Raw genomic sequence first — 20,940 nt, forward strand, 5'->3', positions numbered from 1 at the left:
CGATCCTCAGTCCCCGACCCTCAGTTCGCGGCCCGCACGGCGTCCCACAGCGCGCCCGCCGTGGCGAACGTGGCGGGCACCAGCGCCCGGGCCGGGAAGGTGACGCCGTACGAGCTCTCCAACACCATCGCCAGGCCGACCATCGCGATCGAGTCGACGCCGTGCGCCGGCAGCGGCGTGCCCGGCTCCAGCGGCGCGTCCGGCGGGTACGCGACGAGCGCCGCCCGCACCACTTCCTCGAAGGTCTCGTCCCAGGGCTCGTCCACGACGCGGGACGCTAGCGGGGTGCGTGCGGCCGGGCTGCGCACTCTTGAGCAGCACCCGCGCCGCCGCCGACGCCATCATGCGGACGTCCGTAGAGGAGGAACGGATTGCCCCGCGTGCTGATCGTCGGCGCCTCGCCCGTGCTGGCGGGCCACTTCGCGGCGCGCTGCCTGCGCACGGCCGACGTGCGGCTGCTGGCGCTGCGTGGCTCGGCGACGACGTTGCGGGACTTCGTCTCGGCCACGGCCGCCACGCTCGGCGGCGGTGCCGCTCGGTGGGGTGAGCTGAGCTGTGAGGTGGTGGACCCGGCGCGGTTGCCCGACCCGCTGACCGGCCCGCCGGCCGACGAGGTGTGGTGCGTGGCGCTGCGACCGCACCCGGCCGTGCTCAGGGCGGTGACGGCCGCATTGCCCGGTCTGTGCGCGACCAGGCTGGTCCACGTCGGCCCGCACGGACACCCGGCGCTGGACCGGGAGGCCGTGGAGGGCGCGCTGTCGGCCGGGGTGGCGTGGCGGGTGGTCCGCGTGCCGCCGGTGATCGACCCCTGGGCGGTCGCGTTGGGCGAGACGCCACCGGGTCCGCACCACCTGCTCGACGCCGTGCACTCCGTGCTGGCCGAGGTGCGGGACCGGCTCCCCGACCACTTCAGCGACGTCCCGCTGGTCGTGGGCACGGGCGGTGGCGGGCTGCCGGTGATCCGCGCCGGCGACGTCGCCGACCTGGCCGGGACGACCGGTGAGGGCTTCCACGCCGTGCCGGCGCCCGAGCCGACCCCGTTGGCCGAGCTGTGGCCGGTGGTCGCGGCCGGCTACGGCGTGACGTGCACCCCGACGGGCGAGCCGACCGACGTGGACCGCCTGCTGGCGCTGCGGCTGGACGGGCTCGCCACCGTCCCGGCGCACGGCACGGGTCCGTTGCCGCGCGACGAGTTGCACGCGCTGGTCGACGGGGTGCGCGAGGCGCAGGACCGGGAGCTGCGGGCGGCGCGGGACCGGGCCGCCCGGCCCGACCGGTGGCTGCGGACCACCACCGTGGCGCGCGAGGCCGACGACCTCACCGTGTCCGGGGCGGGCGACGACGGGCCGACGCTGGTCGTGGTGAACGCGCTCGGGCAGGGCCTCGACCTGCTGGCGCGGCTGCTCGACCGGCTGCGGGCCCGGCACCGGGTGGTGACGTGGCGGTTGCTCGGCGTCGAGGCGGGCGACCGGCCGCGTGACCTGGACGGCCACCTCGACGACCTCGGCGACGTCATCGCGCACGCGGGCGGGGACCGCGTCCACCTGGTCGGCTGGTGCGCGGGCGCCAAGATCGCCACGGCGTACCAGCGCCGACACCCCGGGTCGGTCGCGTCGGCGGTGTTCCTCAACGGGGCGTTCCGGCAGGACGGCCGGTGGGCGGAGCTGGACCTGGGCTACGAGCGCAACCTCGACCTGGTGGTGCGCGCCGTCGCCGACGACCCGGGCAAGGCCGACCGCCTGATCGGCCTCTTCCGCGGCGGCGGCGCCGGGGCTGCCCCGCTGGACGTGCTCAGCACCGTGCTGCGGGACGAGGTGCTGCGACCGTTCCGCACGCCCGAGGCCCTGGTCCGGTACGCGCGGCAGCTGCGGGAGCTGTGGGCGGTCGACACCGCGTCCGACGCGCCGCACGTCGACGTTCCGGTGCTGTTCATCGGTGCCGAGCGGGACACCGTCGCGTCGCCGTCGCGGGCCGTGCGTGCCGCAGGGCTGTTCCCGCGCGCCCGTTACGCCGAACTGGCGCTGGCGGGCCACTACGCGCAGCACGACCGGCCGGGACTGGTCGCCGACCTGATCGCCGACTTCGTGCGCGACCCCGACGCCACGCCCGCCGCCCGGGGCGAGGTCCGGTGGCCGGCCACCGTCCCGGGTTGACCGCGCCGTGTCGGACCCGTGCCCGGCACGGCATGCCGAGGTTCGCCGGTCGCCGGCGACTCGGCCGGGTCAGCTCCACTGCTGCGCGGTCAGCGCGTGGTCCCGGCAGCCGCCGTCGCGGATCATGCGGTCCCACCCGCCCGCGCCCCGCTCCGGCGACACCCAGTCCCGCAGGTAGGCGGCGCGCGGCGCGTCGGGGTCGGTCCGCGCGTCGATGCCCATGAGGACGTACATGGTGCTCAGCCGCTTCATGTGGATGAGGAAGTGCAGGCGCTCCATCGGGCCGAACAGCTCCTCGAACACCAGCGCGGTGGCGTGGCCGGAGGCGTTGAGGTTCATGTTCTCCGCGACGGTCCGGGCGAACAGCCGTGCCTCGGCGCGGAACTCGTAGCTGAAGTCGATCACGCGGTGCATGACCACGCCCGCCGTGGCGGTGGTCAGGACGCACTCGGGGTCCTGCGCGGTCTGGTGCGCGGCGGGCAGCACGTCGAACCACGGCACCGGCGAGCCGGCCTTGAGCGGGCTCAGCGACGGGTCGGCGGCCATCACGTCGGTCGCGGTCCCGAACATCCCCCACCGGTGGGGGAACAGCACGCGCTCCTCGACGCTGCCGGGCACGAAGGCGCTACCCCACTCCACCGGCTGCCGATGGGCGACGTAGCCGCCGAGGACCCCGTCGCGCAGGTCCGGCGCGCCGCCGACGCGGACCACCGCTTCGTAGTCCTCCAGGGACCTCAGGTGGATCAGCCAGTGCACGCGGTCCTTGACGCCGAACGTCTCCTCGTAGACGAACACGGTCGCCAGGTCGTCCCGCCGGTTGACGTGCTCCGCCGCCTCGCGGGCCAGGCGGCGGGCCTCGTCGCCCCGGCCCGCGGCGATCTGGGCCGAGCGCTGCACCAGGACACCGCAGTTGCCCGAGTGCAGCACCCGGTCCGTCGGCCGGTCGAGCTGATGGATCGCGGGAAGCACTCCCGGTCCGCCGGTACCTGCTCCGGTCACTGGTACTCCTCCACCGGTCTGGGCGCGGCGCCGGTGGGCGCCGCGCGTCGTTCCCGCAACACGCGGGCCGCTCCTGCCATCAGCCGCTCGGCGACGAGGTCGACGTGGCGCGCTCGCCAGTCCTGCAACGGCGTGCCGGCCACGAACCGGTTGAACGCGCCGATCGCCGGGCCGCAGTGGATCTGGAAGTTGACCCGCTCCGCCTCGTCGCCCGCGGCGGCGAGCCGGCTGGTGCGGGCGAAGTAGGCCTTGAACACCAACGCCATCCGGTGCTTCGGGTCCCGTTCGGCGCGTTCGACCTGGTGCGCGCGGCCGGTGTCCAGGTAGTGCCGGCGGGTGCGCGCCCAGACCTCGTCCAGGGGTGCGCGGAAGTGGTCGCGCTCCAGCGCCGCACGGGTCCGCGGGTCCAGCTCCTCCAGGCCCGCGTGCTGCCGGTAGAGCTGGTAGAGCTTGTTGGCGCGGGCCGCGAACAGCGTGCCCTTGCGGACCACCTGCACCTTCGACCCGAGCTCGAACAGGTCGCCCGCCGGCGCGTAGGCGGTGTCCTGGACGTCCAGCGTGGACAGCAGGTCCTTGACGGTGTCGGAGGTGCCCGCCTCCGGTGAGCACTGGTTGACCGAGCCGGTCACCACGAAGTCGGCGCCGAGGACGAACGCCGCGGCGACCGCCTCCGGTGCGCCCAGGCCGCCGGACGCGCCGAGGTGCACGCCGTCGGGGTACCCGTGCTCGGCGACCGCGCGGTCGCGCGCCCGGACCAGCGACGGGACCAGCGTGAACGCCACCGCCCCGTCGGTGTGGCCGCCCGAGTCGGCTTCGGCGCAGACCTCGCCGGCCACGGGCAGGCGCCGCGCCACGTCCGCCTCCGACGGGGTCAACGCGCCCCGGTCGACCAGGCCGCGCAGCAGGTCGGCGGGTGGAGGGGCCATGAACGCCGCCGCCACCTCCGGCCGGGACACCTTGGCCAGCACGCGGCGGACCGCGACGGGCGTGCCGTCCGACCGGCGGTGGGCGCCGGAGAACCGGAACCGCACGACCGCCGGGGTGACCGCGGTGAACGCCGCGGCTTCGACGAACCGCACGTCGTTGCGCAGCAACAGGTCCACCAGCGCTTCCTCGCCGGCGGGATCGGTCAGGTCGTGCAGCAGGTTGACGCCGAAGGGCAGGCCCGGCGTGCCGGCGAGGCGTCGCACGGCACGCTCCACCTCGGCCAGTCCCAGCCCACCCGACCCGAAGTAGCCCAACAGCCCGGCGGCACCCATGCGGGAGACCAACTCGACCGAGGAGATCCCACGAAACATCGACCCGGCCAGGTACGCGTACCGGACGCCGTACTCCGACCGGAACCGAGCACTGCCCAACGCGGCGGCACCCGGGTCGGTGTCACACGCGAGTGAGCCGGGCACGCCCGCCAAGTCGGATGAATCCGCCGCGCCCGGCATGCCTGCCGCGTCCGGTACGCCCGGCCTCCCCGGCACGCCGGGCAGCACCGTGGCGACTGGCTGGCCGGTCACGAGCGCCTCGTTGCCGCCTGCCCCGCTGCCGAGCGCCGCGCCGTTCCCGCGCGTTCCCGCGTCGCCGGTCGCGCGGCTCGTGGGGGCTGTGATCGCGCCCTCCGCCAATGCCGACCGCCAGAACGGGTCCAGCACGGTGGTGCCGCCGACCTCCCGCACCTCGGTCACACCGCGCCGGATCAGTTCGCGCATCGACCGCCGCCACAGCACGCGGCTGTCGACCTGCCTCGCCAGCAGCCGCGCGACGCCGCCCGCCGGGTAGGGCTCGGCGGTCGCGTTGGCGATCACCGGCACCACCGGGTCGCGGAACTCCACGCCGGCCAGGTGGTCGCCGAACCGCCGCGCCGCCGCCGCCATGTGCCGGGAGTGGAACGCACCGCTGACGTTGAGCGGCAGGCAGCGGGCACCCGGCACTTCGCGCACCGCCCGGCGCACCGCCGCGACCGCCTCGGCCTCACCGGAGACGACCACCTGGGTCGCCGAGTTCTCGTTGGCGATCTCCACCCGGTCGTCCAGCCCGGACCGCCGCAGCACGGCGGCCACCTCGTCGGGGTCGAGCCCGACGACGGCGGCCATCCCACCACCGACCGCCTCGGCCATCAGCTCGGCACGCCGCCGCACCAGCCGCAGGCCGGTCGCGAAGTCGAAGCACCCGGCGGCGAGCAGGGCGTTGTACTCACCGAGACTGTGCCCGGCCAGGTAGTCGGGCGCGGGCTCGCGGTCGGCCAAGGCCCGGTAAGCGAGCGCGTTGACCACGAAGATCGCCGGTTGCGCCCACCGGGTGTCGGCCAGCCCGCGCCGCGGGTCCTCCAGGCACAGCTCGCGCACCGACAGACCGAGCACGTCGTCGGCGACCGAGACCTCCTCCGGGAACCGCTCGAACAGCTCCGCGCCCATCCCCTTGCGCTGCGATCCCTGGCCGGGGAACGTCCAGGCCCTCATCGCCCGCTCCCCGGACCGCCCGGCGCCGCGTCGACGAACCGGAGTTCCAGCAGCCCGGTCGGCGCACCGCGCGTGACGGCGGGTGCGCGCACGTCGTCCGGCCGGTCCAGCCACAGCCTGCGCCGCCGGTAGACCGGGGGCGGCAGGGGTGCGCGGGTCTGCCCGGAGCGCGCGCTGTCCGGCAGACCGCTGACGATCACGTGCGCGTTGGTGCCGCCCAAGCCGAACGAGCTCAGCGCCGCGACCCGGGACTGCGGCGGCACGGGCCAGTCCGTCGTCGCGGTCACCGGCCGGAACGGCGACCGCCCGAAGTCGAACCTCGGGTTGGGCCGGTCGCAGGACAGGGTCGCCGGGATCCGGCCGTGCTCCACCGCGAGCGCCACCTTGACCAGACCCGCGAGGCCCGCCGCGCACAGCAGGTGGCCGACGTTGGACTTCACGCTGCCGATCGCGCAGTAACCGGTGCGGTCGGTGCTCTCCCGGTAGACCCGGGTGAGGGCCTGGAGCTCGATCGGGTCACCGATCGCGGTCGCCGTGCCGTGCGCCTCGACCAACCCGATCTCCCCGGCGTCACGACCGGCGGCCCGCAGCGCCGACCGGATGACGTCGGCCTGCGCGGTGACGCTCGGTGTCGTGACGCCGATCGTGTGGCCGTCGTTGTTCACCGCGACCGCCTCGATGACGGCGTGCACGCGGTCACCGTCCGCCAAGGCCTTCGCCAGCGGCTTGAGCAGCACGACGCCGGCGCCCTCACCCGGCACGATGCCGTCGGCGCGCTCGTCCATCGGGCGGCACACGCCGGTCGGCGACAGCGCACCCGCCGCGCTGAACTCCAGGTAGGTCCGCTCGTCCAGCAGGATCTCCACGCCTCCCGCGACGGCCATCTCCGCGTCGCCCGCGAGCAGCATCCGCGCGGCCACCTGGACGCTCACCAGCGCCGAGGAGCACGCGCTGTCCACCACGAGGTTGGGACCGGTGAGGTGGAAGCGGTGCGCCACCTGCGCGGCGAGGAAGTTCTGGTCGGACTGCAACACGCTCGGCCTCAGCGCGGCCCGCTGACCGTAGGAGGAGGTGCGCCCGCCGACCACGACCGCGACCCGCCGACCCCACACCTCGTCACGGGTGTAGCCGCCGTCGTGCAGGCAGTCCAAGGTGGATTCGAGGATCAGGCGGACGCCGGGGTCCATCGCCGCGGCCTCCTCGTCGGTGAGGCCGAACGGCTCCGGGTCGAAGTCGGCCAGCCCGTCGACGAACCCGCCCCACCTGCCGACGCTGCGGCCGAGCCGGGGCTCCGGGTCGTACAGCCGCTCGACGTCCCAGCGGTCTCGCGGCACGTCGCCGATCGCGGACCGCTCGTCCAGCAGGTTGCGCCAGAACGCCGCGACGTCCGGCGCGCCCGGGAACCGGCCGGCCATGCCGATGATCGCGATCCTGTTGTCGCCTCCACCCCGGCCGCGCGCGGTCGTTCCGCCCGCCACGACGGGCTGTCGCGCAACGGAGGCCGAAACGACGGGGGTCGGCGCAACGGGGGTCGGGTCTTCGAGGGAGATGCCTTCCTCGGTCAGGTGACGGGCGAGGCCGGTCACGGTCGGGAACTCCATCAGCACCGACGGCGGCAGGCTGCGCCCGGCCTCGCGTTCCAGCAGTCCCAGCAGCTCGACCAGCACCACCGAGTCCACGCCGATGTCCTGGAAGTCCGCGTCGGCGTCGAAGTCCGCCTCCGCGATGCCCAGTGCCGGGGCGAACACCGACACCAGCCGTGCCACCACCCGATCCGAACCCGCCGGAACGAGCGGCACCGGCACCGGCGGAACAGGCGCCGACTTGGCGTCCAGCAACGACGTCACGTCCAGGTCACCGGAGAGCGGCTCGACCGGCAGCACCACACCGCTCCACGGCGTGGCCAAGACCTGTTCCAACGCGTGCAGCGCTCGGGCGTCGGTCAACGACCCGAGGCCGACCAAGTCTCCGACGTTCGGCCCACCACGCCCCGACCCGCTGTCCCGCCACATCGGCCAGGCCACCGACCGCAACCACGGCTTGCCCGACCGCGCGTGCCGTGCGACGACGAAGTCCATCGCCGCGTTGGCCGCCGCGTACTCGGACACCCCGACCGCCAGCCTCGGCACCAGCGCGGACGCCGACGAGAACGCCAGGAAGAACGCCGGCTCGTCGTCCGAGGTCAGGTCCAGCAGGTGCTCGACCGCGTCCACCTTCGGCGCGGCCCGCTCCGCGACGGACCCCGCGGTGCCGCTGGTGAACGCCGCCGGCCGGTCCGACAGTCCGCCCGCGCAGTGCACGACGCCGCCGATCGGGCCCAGTTCGCGACGCACGCGGTCCAGGAACGACCGGAGTCCCACGCGATCGGTCAGAACGCCCGCGTGCACCTCGACGCGCGCACCGGCCCGGCGCAGGTCGCGCACGGTGCGCACGCGCTCGGCGGTCACCGGGTCGAGCGGACCGTCCCAGTCGTGCTCGGGCGGAAGCGGGTGGCGGCCGAGCAACGCGATCCGGCGCGCTCCGCGCTCGACCAGGTGCGCCGCGACACGCGCGCCGAGCCCGCGGGTACCGCCGGTCACCACGTAGGTCAGCTCCGGCGCGACCGACAGCGGCTCGTGCCGGGCGGCGACCGGCCGCAGCACGGGCCGGTACCGCAGCCCGGCGCGGTGGCACACCTCGGCCGTCGCCGCGGGCTCGTGCCACTCGCCCCACAGCGCGGACAGGAACTCCCCCGCACGCTCGGGCGGCACGTCGGTGTCCAGCACGGTGGCGGCGACCTTCGCGTGCTCCGCGCCGAGCACCCGCAGGAATCCGGCCATCCGCGCGCCCGCCGAGCCCGCCGGCACGCCGTCGAGGTCCTGGAGGCCGCGGGTGACGGCGAGGCCGCGCAACCCGGTGGTGCGACCCTTCGCCACGACGGCGCGGAGCAGGGAGAGCCGCCGTCCGGTCGAGACCGGGTCGTCCTCGGTCCGGTCCAGGTCGGTCAGGTCGAGCCACCCGGTGATCCGCGGGTGGCGGGCCAAGAGGTCGGTGAGGTCGTGCCCGGCGAGGTCCTGCTCGGCGAGGTCCTGCTCGGCGACCGGGACGACGTTCGGGGCGTCCCGCGCGATCCTCGCGGCGAGGCTCGCGGTCCCGGGCCGGTGCAGGCACAGGACCGTGCCGTCGACCGGCGCGTCACCCGACGGGACGGGACCGGCCTCCAGCCACCGCCGTGCCATCAGCTCGACCCCGGTCGGCGTCGCACCGGCGGTCGTCCCCTCGAAGTGGTACCGCACCCGTGCGAACGGGTAGGACGGCAACGACACGACCCACCGGGGCTCCGGGTGCAGCGCGGGCCAGTCGACCGAGCCGCCCGCCACCCAGTGCCGGGCCAGCACGTCCAGGTCCGAGGTCGGCAGCCGCGCCGCCGACCTCGCCGCCTCGGCCCGGCCCCGCACGCCGACACCCGCGTCACCGGCCAGGAACGCCCTGAGCCGCGCCCGCAACTCCTCCCGGTCGGCGGCCACGAACGCCAGCCGTTCCTTCAGGTGGGCCCGGCCGACCTGGAGCGTCCACGCGATGTCGTCGAGGGCGGCGTCGGCGGGCAGCCCGCCGGCCAGCCGGCCGGCCACCGCGCGCAACCGCTCCTCGTTGTACGCCGACAGCACGACGAGCTGCGGCCTGCCCGTGCCCGGGCCGGGGGTGCGCGGCGGTGCTTCCTCGACCACCACGTGCGTGATCGCGCCGCCCGCGCCGAACGAGCTGATCCCGGCCCGCCGCGGCCGCCCCGGGTCGGGCCACGGCGCGGCGTCCCGCTGCACCGCGAACGGCGAGGCGGCCCAGTCGACGTCGGGGTTGAGCCGGTCGACGTGCAGGGTCGGCGCGAGCGTGCGGTGCTCGAACTGGAGCAGGACCTTCGTCAACGACGCCATGCCGGCCGCCGCCTCGGCGTGCCCGATGACCGACTTCACCGACCCGATCGGGATACCGCCGGCCGCCCGGCCACCGAACACCCTGGTCAGGCCGTCGACCTCGATCGGGTCACCCAGCGCGGTGCCGGTGCCGTGCGCCTCCACGCAGTCGATGTCGTCGGGTGTAAGACCCGCGTCGTCCAGCGCCCTTCGGATCACCTCGCTCTGCGCGACCGGGTCGGGCACGAGGTAGCCGTTGGTGCGGCCCGCGTGCGCGACCGCCGTGCCGCGCACCACCGCGCGAACGCGGTCCCGGTCGGCCAGCGCCTGGGCCAGCGGCTTGAGCACGAGCGCACCGACGCCTTCGCTCGGCACGAACCCGTCGCCGCCCTCGCCGAAGGCGCGGCACCGCCCCGAACGGGAGGTGAGCGACATGCCGCTCTGCTCCAGGAACTTGTTGGGGTGCAACGAGAGGTTGACCGCGCCCACCACGGCCACCTCGCACTCGCCCTGGCGGAGGGCGCGCACCGCCAGGTGCAGCGCGGTGGACGTCGAGGCGCACATCGTGTCCACGGTCAGGCTGGGGCCGTCGAGGTCGAAGAAGAACGACACCCGGTTCGCGATGTGCCCGATGCCGCCGCCGCTGTAGGACGGGTTGCCGCGCGCGGTCTCCTCGACGCCGAAGAACTGGTAGTCGGAGTACATCGCCCCGGCGAAGACACCGACCCGGGACCCCCGCATCCGCTCCCGGGTGAGGCCCGCGTCGTCGAGCGCCTCCCAGCAGGCCTGGAGGAACAGGCGTTCCTGCGGGTCCATGAGGGCCGCGTCGCGCGGGGTGATGCCGAACACCAGCGGGTCGAACTCGTCGACGCCGTCGAGGAAGCCGCCGACCATCCGGTCGACCGGCCAGCCGGGGCGGTGCCGTTGCGGTGGCAGCGCGCCGACGCAGTCGCGGCCCTCGACCAGGTTGGTCCAGAAGGCGTCGAGGTCCGGCGCGTGGGGGTAGCGGCCGGCGATCCCGATGATCGCCATCGCACCCCCACCCGCAACGGCGGGCGGCGGTGGCGCCGGGGTCTGGGGCGCCGGAGTCGGTACCACCGAAACGTGCGGCGCCGACGGTGACATCACGGTCGGTGGCACCTGGACGCCGGCTCCACCGAGTTCTTCCGCGACCCCGGCGAGCGTGCGGTGCCGGAAGAACAGCGCGCGGTCGGACACGCCGAAGTCCCGTTCCAGGGCCGCGTTCAGCTCGGTGATCTGCAACGAGGTCAGCCCGTACTCCTCGAACGGGGTGTGCGGGTCGAGCCGGTCCGCGGGGATGCCGGACACCTCGCGGTAGTGCGCGGTGAGGCGTTCCAGCACCTCGTCGTGGACCGGTTCGGGCAGGTGGAACGGGTAGGCGGGCAGCGGTTGCCGCACCGGACGCCGTTGCCAGTGGTCGCGCCAGGGCACGTCGTGCCCGCGGACCCACAGCTCGGCCGCCTCCGCCGCAGTCGTGGGCACCGCGCCGGGCGCGTCGCCGTCCGCGTGACCGGTGCGCACCCGCGGGTCCGACCGGCCCGCGAGGAACGCCGCGAGCCCGGCCCGCAGGTCGTCCAGGCTCGCGCACACCACCGCCAGCCGGTGCGCCATGGGCGTTCGCGCCGTCTGCGTGCTCCACGCCAGACCGGACAGCAGCTCGTCCGGGTCGTCGTCGGCCAGGTCGAGCACGTGGTCGAGGTGCGCCTCGGCGTAGCGCGCCAACCGCTCGGCGTCGCCCGCGGACACCAGGACGACGGTCGGGTTCACCGGGCCTCCGGTCGACTGCATCCCGCCTCCTTCACGCGTTCGGGCAGAACGTACGCACGCCGGCCCGACCCGTCTGCTCAGTCCTGAGCCCCCGACCTGCTCCTCCACCAGGTCACCCGACCGCCGTCGTTCACTCCCAGGGGTAACGCCCGGTCGCCGCGAAGCGGGCGAAGCGCTCCCGCGTCCGCGGCGCGCCCGCCAGCCGGTCGAACTCGGCCACCGCGTGCCGCTTGGCCTCCTCGGTGATCGGGTGCAGCGCGGCGAAGTAGCGCTTCGCGTCGCCGACCACCGTGCCGTCGACCTTGGCCAGCCGCGCCGTCACCTTGCGCACCAGCACGGCGGGGTCCGCCGACAGCTCGTCCACCAGCCGGCTGCGCACGGCCTCGGCGGCCGTCACCGGCAGGGTCGTCAACGTCATGGCGTACGCGGGCTGGAACCCGACCCGCCGGACCAGGAACGGCAGCACGCTGAACGGGAGCAGCCCCCACATCGCCTCGGGCAGGCTGAACACGCCCCGCTCGGTGCTGTGCACGAGGTCGCAGGCCGCCACCAGCCCGACCCCACCACCGGACACCCGACCGTCCACACAGCACAAGATCAGGCGCGGCACGGTCGTGAAGCGGTGCAGCAGCTCGAAGAACGCCGCGCCCCGGTCGGCGGGGTCGCCGCCCGACGCGTCCTCGCGGGCGGCCTCGACCACGTCCATGCCCGCCGAGAACACCGAGCCCCGCGCGCGCAGCACCACGAGCCGGCAGTCCGGGCGTTCCTCGGCCTCGTCCAGCGCCGCGTGCAGGTCGGCGATGAACGCGCCGTCCACGGTGTTGCCCCGGTCCGGGCGGGCGAGCGTGACGGTCAGGACCGGTGCGGCCCACTCGACTTCGACGGTGCCCACCATCAGCTCCACCGGTAGGCGCGGTGGTAGCGGTCGATGCGGTCGAGCACCAGCAGCCCGGCGCCCTCGAACAGCTCGCCGTACAGCTCGGCGTACGGGGTGGTGTCGACCACGTGGTCCGCCACGCCGTGGCCGCGGTCGCCGCCGAGGGTGACCACCCGGTCGTACTCGGCCATGCCGAGCAGGCGGCGCGAGGCGATCCGGTCGCCGATCCCGAACCGGCCCACCGCCCGTGCCGCGCCCGGTCCGAGGACCCCGCTGAAGAACTCCGACGCGCAGCCGGAACCGTAGGAGAACAGGCCGATCCGCGCGGGCGCCCGGATCGGGGCGTTGTCCAGCAACGACGCGAGCGCGAGGTACAGCGACGCCGAGAACAGGTTGCCGACCTGGGTGGCGTGCTCGACCGACGGCGCCACCCGGCGCCCGAAGTCGGCTTCGGCGTCCACCTTCGCCAGGGCGCCCTGCTTGCGCAGCAACGTGCGGTGCGCGCCCTTGACCATGCCGGCGAACGGCGTGTGGAACACCAGGTGGTCGAACGTGTCCACGACGTCGGCGCCGACGACCCGCTCCCGGTACGCGGCGAAGCTGTGCTCCAGGCAGGCCAGGTAGGACAGCAGCGACAGGTCCGAGTCCACCACGGTCACGTCGGCGCTGGGGCGCAGGGTGTCCATCACCTCGAACGTGTGCAGGCCGCTCGCGCCCACGTCGAGTTCGAGCACCTCGCAGTCCCGGCCCACCACCATGGCCACCGCGCCCGCGCCCTCCGACGGCTCCCAGTACGTGCCGCGCGACGCCGGCCCCGCCGCGTCGGCCGCGATCACCAGCGCCTTGGCCGACGGCACGGGAGAGTTGGCGATGATGCCCGCCGCCGCGTGCAGCGCCGCCGTGCCGCCGTAGCAGGCGTGCTTGACCTCGAACGAACGGCACCGCGGCCCGAGCCCGAGGTGGTGGTGCACGTAGGTGCTGATCGGCTTGCTCAGGTCCACGCCCGACTCGGTGCCGACGACCAGCAGCTCGATGTCGGCCCGGTCGCGCTCGTCCATCGCGTCGAGCAGGGGGCGGGCGGCGTTGACCGCGTTGGTCACCGCGTCCTCGCACGGCAGGTTCACCGACTTGCGGGTCATCATCAGGTTGCCCAGCCGGGCGACGTCCAGGCCGCGTGCCCGGAACACGTCCTCGACCCCGACGCAGGCCCGGCCGACGTAGCAGTTCAGGGCTTCGATGCCGAGTGCCATGCGTGGTCCCCTCCGAGGTCGGCCACCAGGTCGTCGCGCACCGCGTCCGGCAGCCCGGTCAGGTAGAAGTGGTCGCCCGGGTGGACGTGCAGGCGGAACCCGGCGTCGGTGGTGACCCGCCACAGGTCGGCCTGCGCGGGTTCGACCTCCGGGTCGCGGTCGCCGGTGAACGCCGACACCGGGCAGCCCAGCCGCGGCCCGTCGGCCGGCCGGTACCCCTCGTCCACGGCGAAGTCCGCCCGCAGGCACGGCAGGAGCAGCCGCCACAGGCCCCGCTCCGCCAGCAGCACGTCCGGCGTGCCACCGAGGCGGCTCACGGCCGTCACAAGGTCGTCGTCCGGGATGTCCGCGAGAGGTCTGCGGAGGGCGGCCGCGTGCGGGGCGCGGCGCCCGGACACGACCAGCCGCACCGGGGCGCGTCCCTCGGCGGTGAACCGACGTGCGACCTCGTAGGCGACCAGCGCGCCCATGCTGTGCCCGAACAACGCGTAAGGCCGGTCCAGGTGCGGCCGGAGCCCGTCGCACAGCGGGCCGATCAGGTCCTCCATCCGCCGGTAGGGCGTCTCGTCGATGCGGAACTCCCGGCCCGGTAGCACGACCGGGCAGACCTCGACCCGCGGGCGGAGCCGGTCCCGCCAAGCCCGGAAGAACGCGCCGCCGCCGCCCGCGTGGGGGAAGCAGAACAGGCGCAGCGGCGCGTCGGCCGCCTCCGGGGTCGGCTTCACCCACCGGCCGGTCATCGGTGGTTCCCGGAGCGCAGCACGACGTGGGCGTGGGAACCGGCGGCGCCGACCGAGTGCACGAGCAGCCGGTCGGGAGTGGCCGGACGCGGCGAGGCCACCAGGTCCAGCCGCGGGTCGCTCCAGTCGACCAACGGTGTGCGGCGCGCGCTCACCAGCGTCGGGGCGAGCACGCCGTGGCGCAGCTGGAGCAACGCCTTGGTCAGCTGGGCCATGCCGGAGGCCGCTTCCGCGTGCCCGACGTTCGGCTTGACCGTGCCGACGGCGAGCGGGCCGCCGCCGTCGGGCCTCAGCGCGGCGAGCAGACCCTCCAGCTCGGCCGCGTCCGCCATCGCCGAGCCCGACGCGCCGGTCTCCGCGTAACCGACGTCCCGGCCGCGCAAGCCGTGCCGCCGCAGCGATTCGGCGATCGACTCGGCGAGCGCGGCGGCGTCGGGCACGCCGAAGCGGCCGCGGTTGCCCGTGCCGCCGACACCGGTGGCGTCGATGACGCCGTGCACGACGTCGCCGTCCTCGTGCGCGTCGGTCAGCGGGCGCAGCACGACCGCGCCGACGCCTTCACCGGGCGACCAGCCGTCGCCGTCGGCGGCGTACGCACCGTCCGCGGGCGTGGCGGCGGACAGCCCGAGGTCGCGCAGCACCGCCAGGTGGTAGGGGTGGGTGATCAGGTTGACGCCGCACACGAGCGCGGCGTCGCACTCGCCCGTGCGCAGGCCCGACACGGCCAGGTGCACGGCGGTCAGCGACGACGAGCAGGAGGTGTCCACCACCAGGCCGGGTCCGCGCAGGTCGAAGGCGTGCGCGACGCGTGCCGGGAGGTCCGAAGCCGCCGCCGAGACCAGCGCCGGGTCACCCGACCGCCACCGCGCCTCCCCGACGTGCCGGTAGTCGTGCCACATCACCGCGACGTACACGCCGACCCGCGGGCCTGGCCGCGCGGCCAGGCCCGCGTCCTCCAACGCCTGCCACGCGACCGGCAGCAGCGTCCGCAGCTGCGGGTCGAGCGAGTGGGCCTCCTTGGGCGAGATCCGGAACGGCAGCCCGTCGAAGGTCTCGACGTCGGTGAGGAACCCGCCGTGCGGCGGCGTGAGCCCGTCGCCCAGGGCGGCCGTGCGACCACGGGGCACCGGGCCGACCGACCGGCGGCCGGCGCGGAGGTTGCGCCAGAACGCGGTCACGTCGTCGGCGCCCGGGTACCGACCGGCGATCCCGACGACCGCCACGTCGGCGGTCCGCCGGTGCTCGCCGGACGACCGCACCGCGGGCTCGGCGACGATCACCTCCGCCCGCGCGGTAGCCGGTGCGAGCCCCGTGTCCGGCGCGGCCGTGTTGTCGGCGGTCGGCGTGGCGGGGTGAGCAGCGGCGGGGTGAGCAGCGGCGGGGTGCGTGTCGGCGGGCCGGTCCACCGTGCCGCCGAGGAACGAGTGCAGCAGGCGCTGGCCCGGGTGCAGCCGGAAGTGCTCGCGCACCTGGTCGAACGCCATCGCGCCGATCGGGCACAGGCCCAGCGGCAGGTCCGCCCGCGCCGTCATCAGCAGTTGGCCGACGTACCCGGCCTCCAGCGCCAGGTACAGCTCCGACTCCTCGCCGTACAGCGGTTCGACGCCGCGCGGCTCCGAGATCAGGTACAGCTCGAACCCGGACCGGTCGAAGACCTCGCGGTTGTACCGGAAGTGCGCCCCGGCGCCGATCGACCCACCACTCACCCGCTGCAACGCGTGCTCATCCGGCCGGTAGTAGTAGATGCCCGGTTCGAGCCCCGTCACGCCACCCGGCCGCACGTGCGCGTAGACCTGCACGCTGTAGGTGTCTCCCGCCGACGCGTAGAGGTGTCGGCGCTTGCCGTCCACCTCGCGCGACCTCAACACCCGCAGCAACGCGTCCAGCACGTCGAGCGGGACGGGTGCGCCGGTGAAGTCCCGTCGGGTCGCACGGTCCCGGTAGGCCTCAACCGGCGGCACGTCGTGACCCAACGGCGTCACCGGCTCGTCGGCCGAGACCGGGCGCAGGTGCGCCGCACCCGCCTTGAACGCCGCGCGGTCGTCGGGCGAGAAGAAGTCCACCTCGACCGCCGGGGCGGGCCGCTCGCGCGCCAGGTGCGCGGCGATGCCCCGCACGCTCGGGTCCGCCAACAACGCGGACACCTGCACCCGCACCCCGTGCCGCTCGCGCAACGCGGCCGACAGCCGCACCATGGTGAACGACGTGGCGCCCTGGTCCCACAGGTCGCGGGCCGGGTCCACCTCGGGCACACCGAGGTACTCCGCGACCAGCGCCGCGATCTCGGCGGTCAGGTCGTCGTCCGACGCGACCGGCGCGGCCCGTTCCAACGGCCACGGCAGGGCGTCGCGGTCCAGCTTGCCGTTGGCCGTGGCGGGGAACGACGGCACGAACGCGGCGAAGTTCGGCACCATGTGGTCCGGCAACCTCTCCGCCGCGAACGCGCGCAGCTCCGGCACCGACGGCCGCGCGACACCGGGCTCGGCCTGGAGGTACGCGACCAGCCTGCGGTCGCCGCCGCCGTCCTCGCGGGCCAGCACCACGGCCTCCCGCACGGCGGGGTGCTCGCGCATCCGGTGCTCGACCTCGCCCAGCTCCACCCGGAAGCCGCGGATCTTCACCTGGCCGTCGCGGCGTCCCCGGAAGACGATCACGCCGTCGGGCCGGAACGCGGCCCGGTCCCCGGTGCGGTACATCCGTTCGCCCGGCCGGTCGGTGAACGGGTCGGGAGGGAAGGCGTGCGCGGTCAGCGCCGGGTCGCCGTGGTAGCCGAGGCTGAGGCAGTCGCCCGCGATGTAGAGGTCGCCCTCCTCCCCGACCGGGCACGGCTGCGCCTCGTCGTCGAGGACGTAGTACCGCGCGTTGTCGATCGGCCGGCCGTACGGGATGCTGCGCCACTCCGGGTCGACCCGCTCGACCGGGAACCAGTTGGACCACACGGTGGCCTCGGTCGCGCCGCCCAGGCTGATCAGGCGCGCCCCCGGCGACACCGCCCACAGGTCCGCGGGCGTGCCGAGCGGCGTGTAGTCACCGCTGAGGAACACCAACCTCAGGTCGATCCCCTTCCGGTGGCGCAGTGACGGCAGCAGCGTCGTCAACGAGGTCGGCGCGGAGTTCCAGAACGTGATCGGCTGCTCGACCAGCACGTCGGCCAGCAGCTCGGGGTCCCGCTGCTCCCGCTCGTCGGCCACGTACAGGCCCGCGCCGCGGCCGAGCAGCCCGAGGAGGTCGAACACCGACAGGTCGAACCCCAGCGACGTGACGCCGAGCCCCACGTCGTCGGGCCCGAAGTCGAACGTCCGGTAGCACCAGTGGAGCAGGTTCCACAGCGGCCGGTGCGCGACCGCGACGCACTTGGGCCGCCCGGTGCTGCCCGAGGTGAAGATGTAGTAGGCGGTGTTGTCGGGGCCGGTCACCGGTTCCGGGTCACCGGGGTCGTCCACGGCGTCCGCCAGCAGCCGGTCGACCTCGACCACCGGGGCGTCGGACAACCACTCCGGCGCGCCGGCCGTCGTCAGCACGACCCGCGCGGAGGTGCGTTCCAGCATCTCCAGCGCGCGGTCGCGCGGCAGGGTCGGCGACAGCGGCAGGTACGCGCCGCCCGCCTTGAGCACGCCGAACACCGCCGCCACCAGCTCCGGGCCGCGACGGGTCGCGACGGCGACGGTCGTCTCGGCCGTGACGCCCTCGGCGCGCAGGCGGTGCGCGATGGTGTTGGCCCACTGGTTGACCTCGCGGTAGGTCGCGGTGCCGCCACGCCACCGCAGCGCGACCGCGGCCGGCCTGCGCCGCGCCTGCTCCTCCAGCAGCAGGTGCACCGGGCCGTCCGCCGGGTACGGCGTCGCGGTCCGGTTCCACTCGTACAGCACCTTGCGCCGTTCGGCCTCGCCGAGCCGACCGGGACGCACCCGCTCGGCCGGCGGGTCGGCGAAGCCCGCGACCGCGGCGCGGAACCGCGCGAAGGCGGCGTCGAGCACCTCGGCCGATTCGGGCACGGGCGCCACGTCCCACGCGATGTCGAGGGTGTCGCCGTCGTCGATCGCCACGCAGTCCAGCGACACGTCCGACGTGGTGGTGCGCCACGGCCCGGCCGTGACGCCCGGCGGGAGCGGCTGCCCCGACACGTCCAGCACGCTGGTGAACACCACCGGCAGCGCGAACGGCCGGCCGCGACGGCGTTCCCGCAGCACGGTGACCCGCAGCTCGGCCAGCCCGCTCGCGCCGTCGGCGCCCGCGTCCTCGGCGAGCAGCGCCGCGAGCCGGCGCGCCCGGCCGGGCAGCGCCACGTCGCGGTCGTCCACCCGCACCCAGCTCAGCGCGGTCTGCTCGCCCGGCCGGTGCGCCTCGCGTCCCGCCGCCCAGCGCACCACCGGCACCGTGAACGGCGGGTCGAAGGCGTGGGCCAGGGCGTCGCAGAACGCGGCCAGCAGCGCCGCGTCCACCGTCACGTCGTGCCGCGCCGCCCACCGCCGCACCACCGCCGGGTCGACGGCGAACCGGGTGCGGGTCGTGGGACCGGGCCCGGCCGGGGTGAACGGCCCCGGCGGGAGGTCCGCCAGCCGGGTGCGCCAGTGCTCCCGGTGCGCGGGATCCACCGCGGACCGGCGCGGCGCGGCGGGCGGGACGGTCACCGCGCCCGGGTCGCCGTACCGGCGCAGCAGGTCGCGTCCCAGCGCGAGCGCGCTCGGCGCGTCGGCCACCAGAAGGTCGATCGCCAGGTGCACCGTGCCCGACCCCCCGGCCGCGCGGCTCACCCTCAGGTCCGCGTGCGGCCCACGACCGAGCCGGAACGGCCGGTCGGCCATGTCGCGGGCGACCGCCTCGTCCACTTCGGACGGCACGACCGGGATCCGCCACCCGGGTGGCGCGTGGGGCGGCACGGCGGTCCGGCCGTCGTGGTCCACGACGGTGCGCAGCACCTCGTGCTCCTCCACCAGGTCGAGCCAGGCCCGTTCCAGCCGGCCGACGTCGAGCTCGGCGACGTGGAAGCTCTGGTAGAGCTGGCACCCGGCGGTGCGACCCGATGCCCTGGCCACGTGGTAGGCCTGCTGGAGCTCGTTCAGCCCGACGTCGACCGCCGGGGCGACTTCGGCGCAGGCCGCCTGGATCGCGGCGGTGAACCGGCTGAACACCGCGTCCACCGCGCCAGGAGGAAACGCGGCGTCGACGGCGTCCCAGCGGAAGTGCAGGCCGCCGCCCCGTTCCCACATGACGTGGTCCAGCGCCACCCCGGAGGTCTGGCCGACCCCGTGCGCGAGGTGGTCGAGCAGGCTGCCCGCGTCCGGCTCGCCGACGTCGAGCATGCTGGTGAACACGACCGGCAGCTCCGGGACCGCGACACCGGCGCGGCGCAGCTCGCGCACCACCTCCACACCGGACACCGAGTTGTGCGCCCACGCGTCCCACACCTGGCGGTGCAGCGCGGCGGCCAGCTCCGGGCGCGGCCGGTCCACGTCCTCGACCACCAGCAGGCAGGTCGACGTGAACGGTCCGACGACCTCGGCCGCCACGCGGTCCAGCCGCATCCGGTCGGTGGTCGTCAGCACCAGCGACCACGGCCGCGGCGCGGTGGTCAGCACCTCGCAGAACACCGTGAGCACGAGCGAGGACGGCGACACGCCCAGCGCCGCAGCACGCCGCCGCAACGCCCGCCACCGCGCGGGGTCGAGGAACCCGGTGCGCGGTGTGCGGAGGTGGCACTCGAGCCCGGCCGGCGGCGGCTTGTCCGCCATCGCCTCCGGAGCCGCCACGACCTCCGGACCGGGCGGCACCTCGGGCAGCCGTGCCCGCCAGTACGCGAGGTCGGCGTCGCGTCGCGGACCGCTCCGGCGGTCGGCGAGCGCGACCACGCAGTCCCGCACGGACAACGCCTGCTCCGGCACCACCGGTCCCGGCACCACCCGCCCAGACGTCGCCTGACCCGACATCACGTGCCCGGACATCACCGGTCCCGCCATCGCCCCACCCGACAACCCGGCCTCGGGCTCGCGGTAGAGCCGCCACCACTGGCCGAACACCAGGTCCATGCCGTGCCCGTCGATCACCGCGCCGTCGAAGCTCACGTGCACCGACCCGGCGCCGCGGTCCCGCACGACCTCCACCGCGAACGGCGGGTACTCCCCCGGCGCGTACCGGCGGTGCGAGAGCCGTTGGCGCACCTGCGTTCCCAGCACGTCCAAGGGGCCGTCGTGGACCACCGCGACCTGCTCGGGCACGTCCGGTCGCACCCGCTGCGCGGAGCCGTCCCCGACCACCAGCCGCAGCGCGTCGTGGTGCCCGACGAGCCGGCGCCACGCCGCGACCAGCCGGTCCGCGTCGAGGTCGGGCACCAGGAACTCGCGGTAGTGGTGGCACCCGATCGCGTCCGGGCCCAGCTCGACGTACTTGCCGACCAGGTAGGCCTCCTGGATCGGCGTGAGCGGGAACGGCTCGTGCCGTGCGGCGGGATCGGCCGCCACCGGCCTGGCGCCCGCCCGCGTCGCGTGCCCGACCAGCCCGGCCAGGTCGCCCACCGTCTCGCACAGCGCCAGGTCGGCGGGCGTCACCTCCCGGCCGAACTCGGTCTCCAGCTCGACCAGCAGCCGTGCGGTCGCCAGCGACGACAACCCCAGGTCCGCCAACCGGGTGCCGGCGTCGGGCAGGGCGTCGTCGGCGTCACCGGCCACGCGGCCGAGCACCACCCGGACCACCCGGTCGACCGTGCCGTCCACGAGCGGTCCCTCGCCGGTGGCGTGTCCGGACATGGTGGTCATCAGTGCCGCTACCCCCGCGTCGACTGCCGAGTGCGCGG

The 20,940-nt window shown here is 75.1% G+C and carries 9 protein-coding genes; 1 reads left to right on the top strand and 8 read right to left on the bottom strand.

All coding sequences use genetic code 11. From position 1 onward, the window contains the following. Positions 1–20: 20 nt before the first annotated feature. On the bottom strand, positions 21–266 hold the full coding sequence (locus tag ACYVLT_RS27295) for an acyl carrier protein (RefSeq protein ID WP_461123073.1): 246 nt from the start codon (positions 264–266) through the stop codon (positions 21–23). Between the two features lie 114 nt (positions 267–380). On the opposite strand from ACYVLT_RS27295, the gene ACYVLT_RS27300 reads away from it, so the two are divergent. Then, positions 381–2,153 carry an alpha/beta fold hydrolase gene (locus ACYVLT_RS27300; protein ID WP_461123087.1) on the top strand — a complete coding sequence of 591 codons (1,773 nt, stop codon included), beginning with the start codon at positions 381–383 and terminating at the stop codon, positions 2,151–2,153. A 69-nt stretch (positions 2,154–2,222) separates the two neighbouring features. Here the strand turns inward: ACYVLT_RS27300 and ACYVLT_RS27305 are convergent, their stop codons facing one another. The 7 genes from ACYVLT_RS27305 to ACYVLT_RS27335 form a co-directional block, all read right to left on the bottom strand. Continuing rightward, positions 2,223–3,152, bottom strand: a complete 930-nt coding sequence (locus ACYVLT_RS27305; protein ID WP_461123074.1) for a DUF6039 family protein — start codon at positions 3,150–3,152, stop codon at positions 2,223–2,225. Then, the gene (fabD, locus tag ACYVLT_RS27310; protein WP_461123075.1) at positions 3,149–5,605 is read right to left on the bottom strand and encodes an ACP S-malonyltransferase; all 2,457 of its coding nucleotides are present in this window, start codon (positions 5,603–5,605) and stop codon (positions 3,149–3,151) included. Before fabD ends, ACYVLT_RS27305 begins: the two co-directional genes overlap by 4 nt. Then, positions 5,602–11,304 (bottom strand): beta-ketoacyl synthase N-terminal-like domain-containing protein, encoded by a 5,703-nt coding sequence (locus ACYVLT_RS27315; protein WP_461123076.1) that lies wholly within the window; start codon positions 11,302–11,304, stop codon positions 5,602–5,604. The genes fabD and ACYVLT_RS27315 overlap by 4 nt, the downstream gene beginning before the upstream one ends. 109 nt (positions 11,305–11,413) lie before the next feature. Next, entirely contained in the window at positions 11,414–12,178 is a 765-nt protein-coding gene (locus ACYVLT_RS27320; RefSeq protein ID WP_461123088.1) for an enoyl-CoA hydratase-related protein, read from the bottom strand. Beyond that, positions 12,178–13,410: a hydroxymethylglutaryl-CoA synthase family protein gene (locus ACYVLT_RS27325; protein ID WP_461123077.1), complete on the bottom strand. Its 1,233-nt coding sequence runs from the start codon at positions 13,408–13,410 to the stop codon at positions 12,178–12,180. Before ACYVLT_RS27325 ends, ACYVLT_RS27320 begins: the two co-directional genes overlap by 1 nt. Beyond that, complete coding sequence (locus ACYVLT_RS27330) at positions 13,386–14,150, bottom strand: thioesterase II family protein (protein WP_461123078.1); 765 nt, start codon at positions 14,148–14,150, stop codon at positions 13,386–13,388. Before ACYVLT_RS27330 ends, ACYVLT_RS27325 begins: the two co-directional genes overlap by 25 nt. After that, positions 14,147–20,902: an amino acid adenylation domain-containing protein gene (locus tag ACYVLT_RS27335; RefSeq protein ID WP_461123079.1), complete on the bottom strand. Its 6,756-nt coding sequence runs from the start codon at positions 20,900–20,902 to the stop codon at positions 14,147–14,149. Before ACYVLT_RS27335 ends, ACYVLT_RS27330 begins: the two co-directional genes overlap by 4 nt. Between the last annotated feature and the right edge of the window lie 38 nt (positions 20,903–20,940).

Source organism: Saccharothrix stipae (assembly GCF_054781895.1).

Excerpts from the sequence above, each read along its gene's own strand:
- ACYVLT_RS27320 (WP_461123088.1), bottom strand. The coding sequence starts at position 12,178 with ATGGTGGGCACCGTCGAAGTCGAGTGGGCCGCACCGGTCCTGACCGTC.
- ACYVLT_RS27330 (WP_461123078.1), bottom strand. The coding sequence starts at position 14,150 with ATGACCGGCCGGTGGGTGAAGCCGACCCCGGAGGCGGCCGACGCGCCG.
- ACYVLT_RS27325 (WP_461123077.1), bottom strand. The coding sequence starts at position 13,410 with ATGGCACTCGGCATCGAAGCCCTGAACTGCTACGTCGGCCGGGCCTGC.
- ACYVLT_RS27335 (WP_461123079.1), bottom strand. The coding sequence starts at position 20,902 with ATGACCACCATGTCCGGACACGCCACCGGCGAGGGACCGCTCGTGGAC.
- ACYVLT_RS27315 (WP_461123076.1), bottom strand. The coding sequence starts at position 11,304 with ATGCAGTCGACCGGAGGCCCGGTGAACCCGACCGTCGTCCTGGTGTCC.
- fabD (WP_461123075.1), bottom strand. The coding sequence starts at position 5,605 with ATGAGGGCCTGGACGTTCCCCGGCCAGGGATCGCAGCGCAAGGGGATG.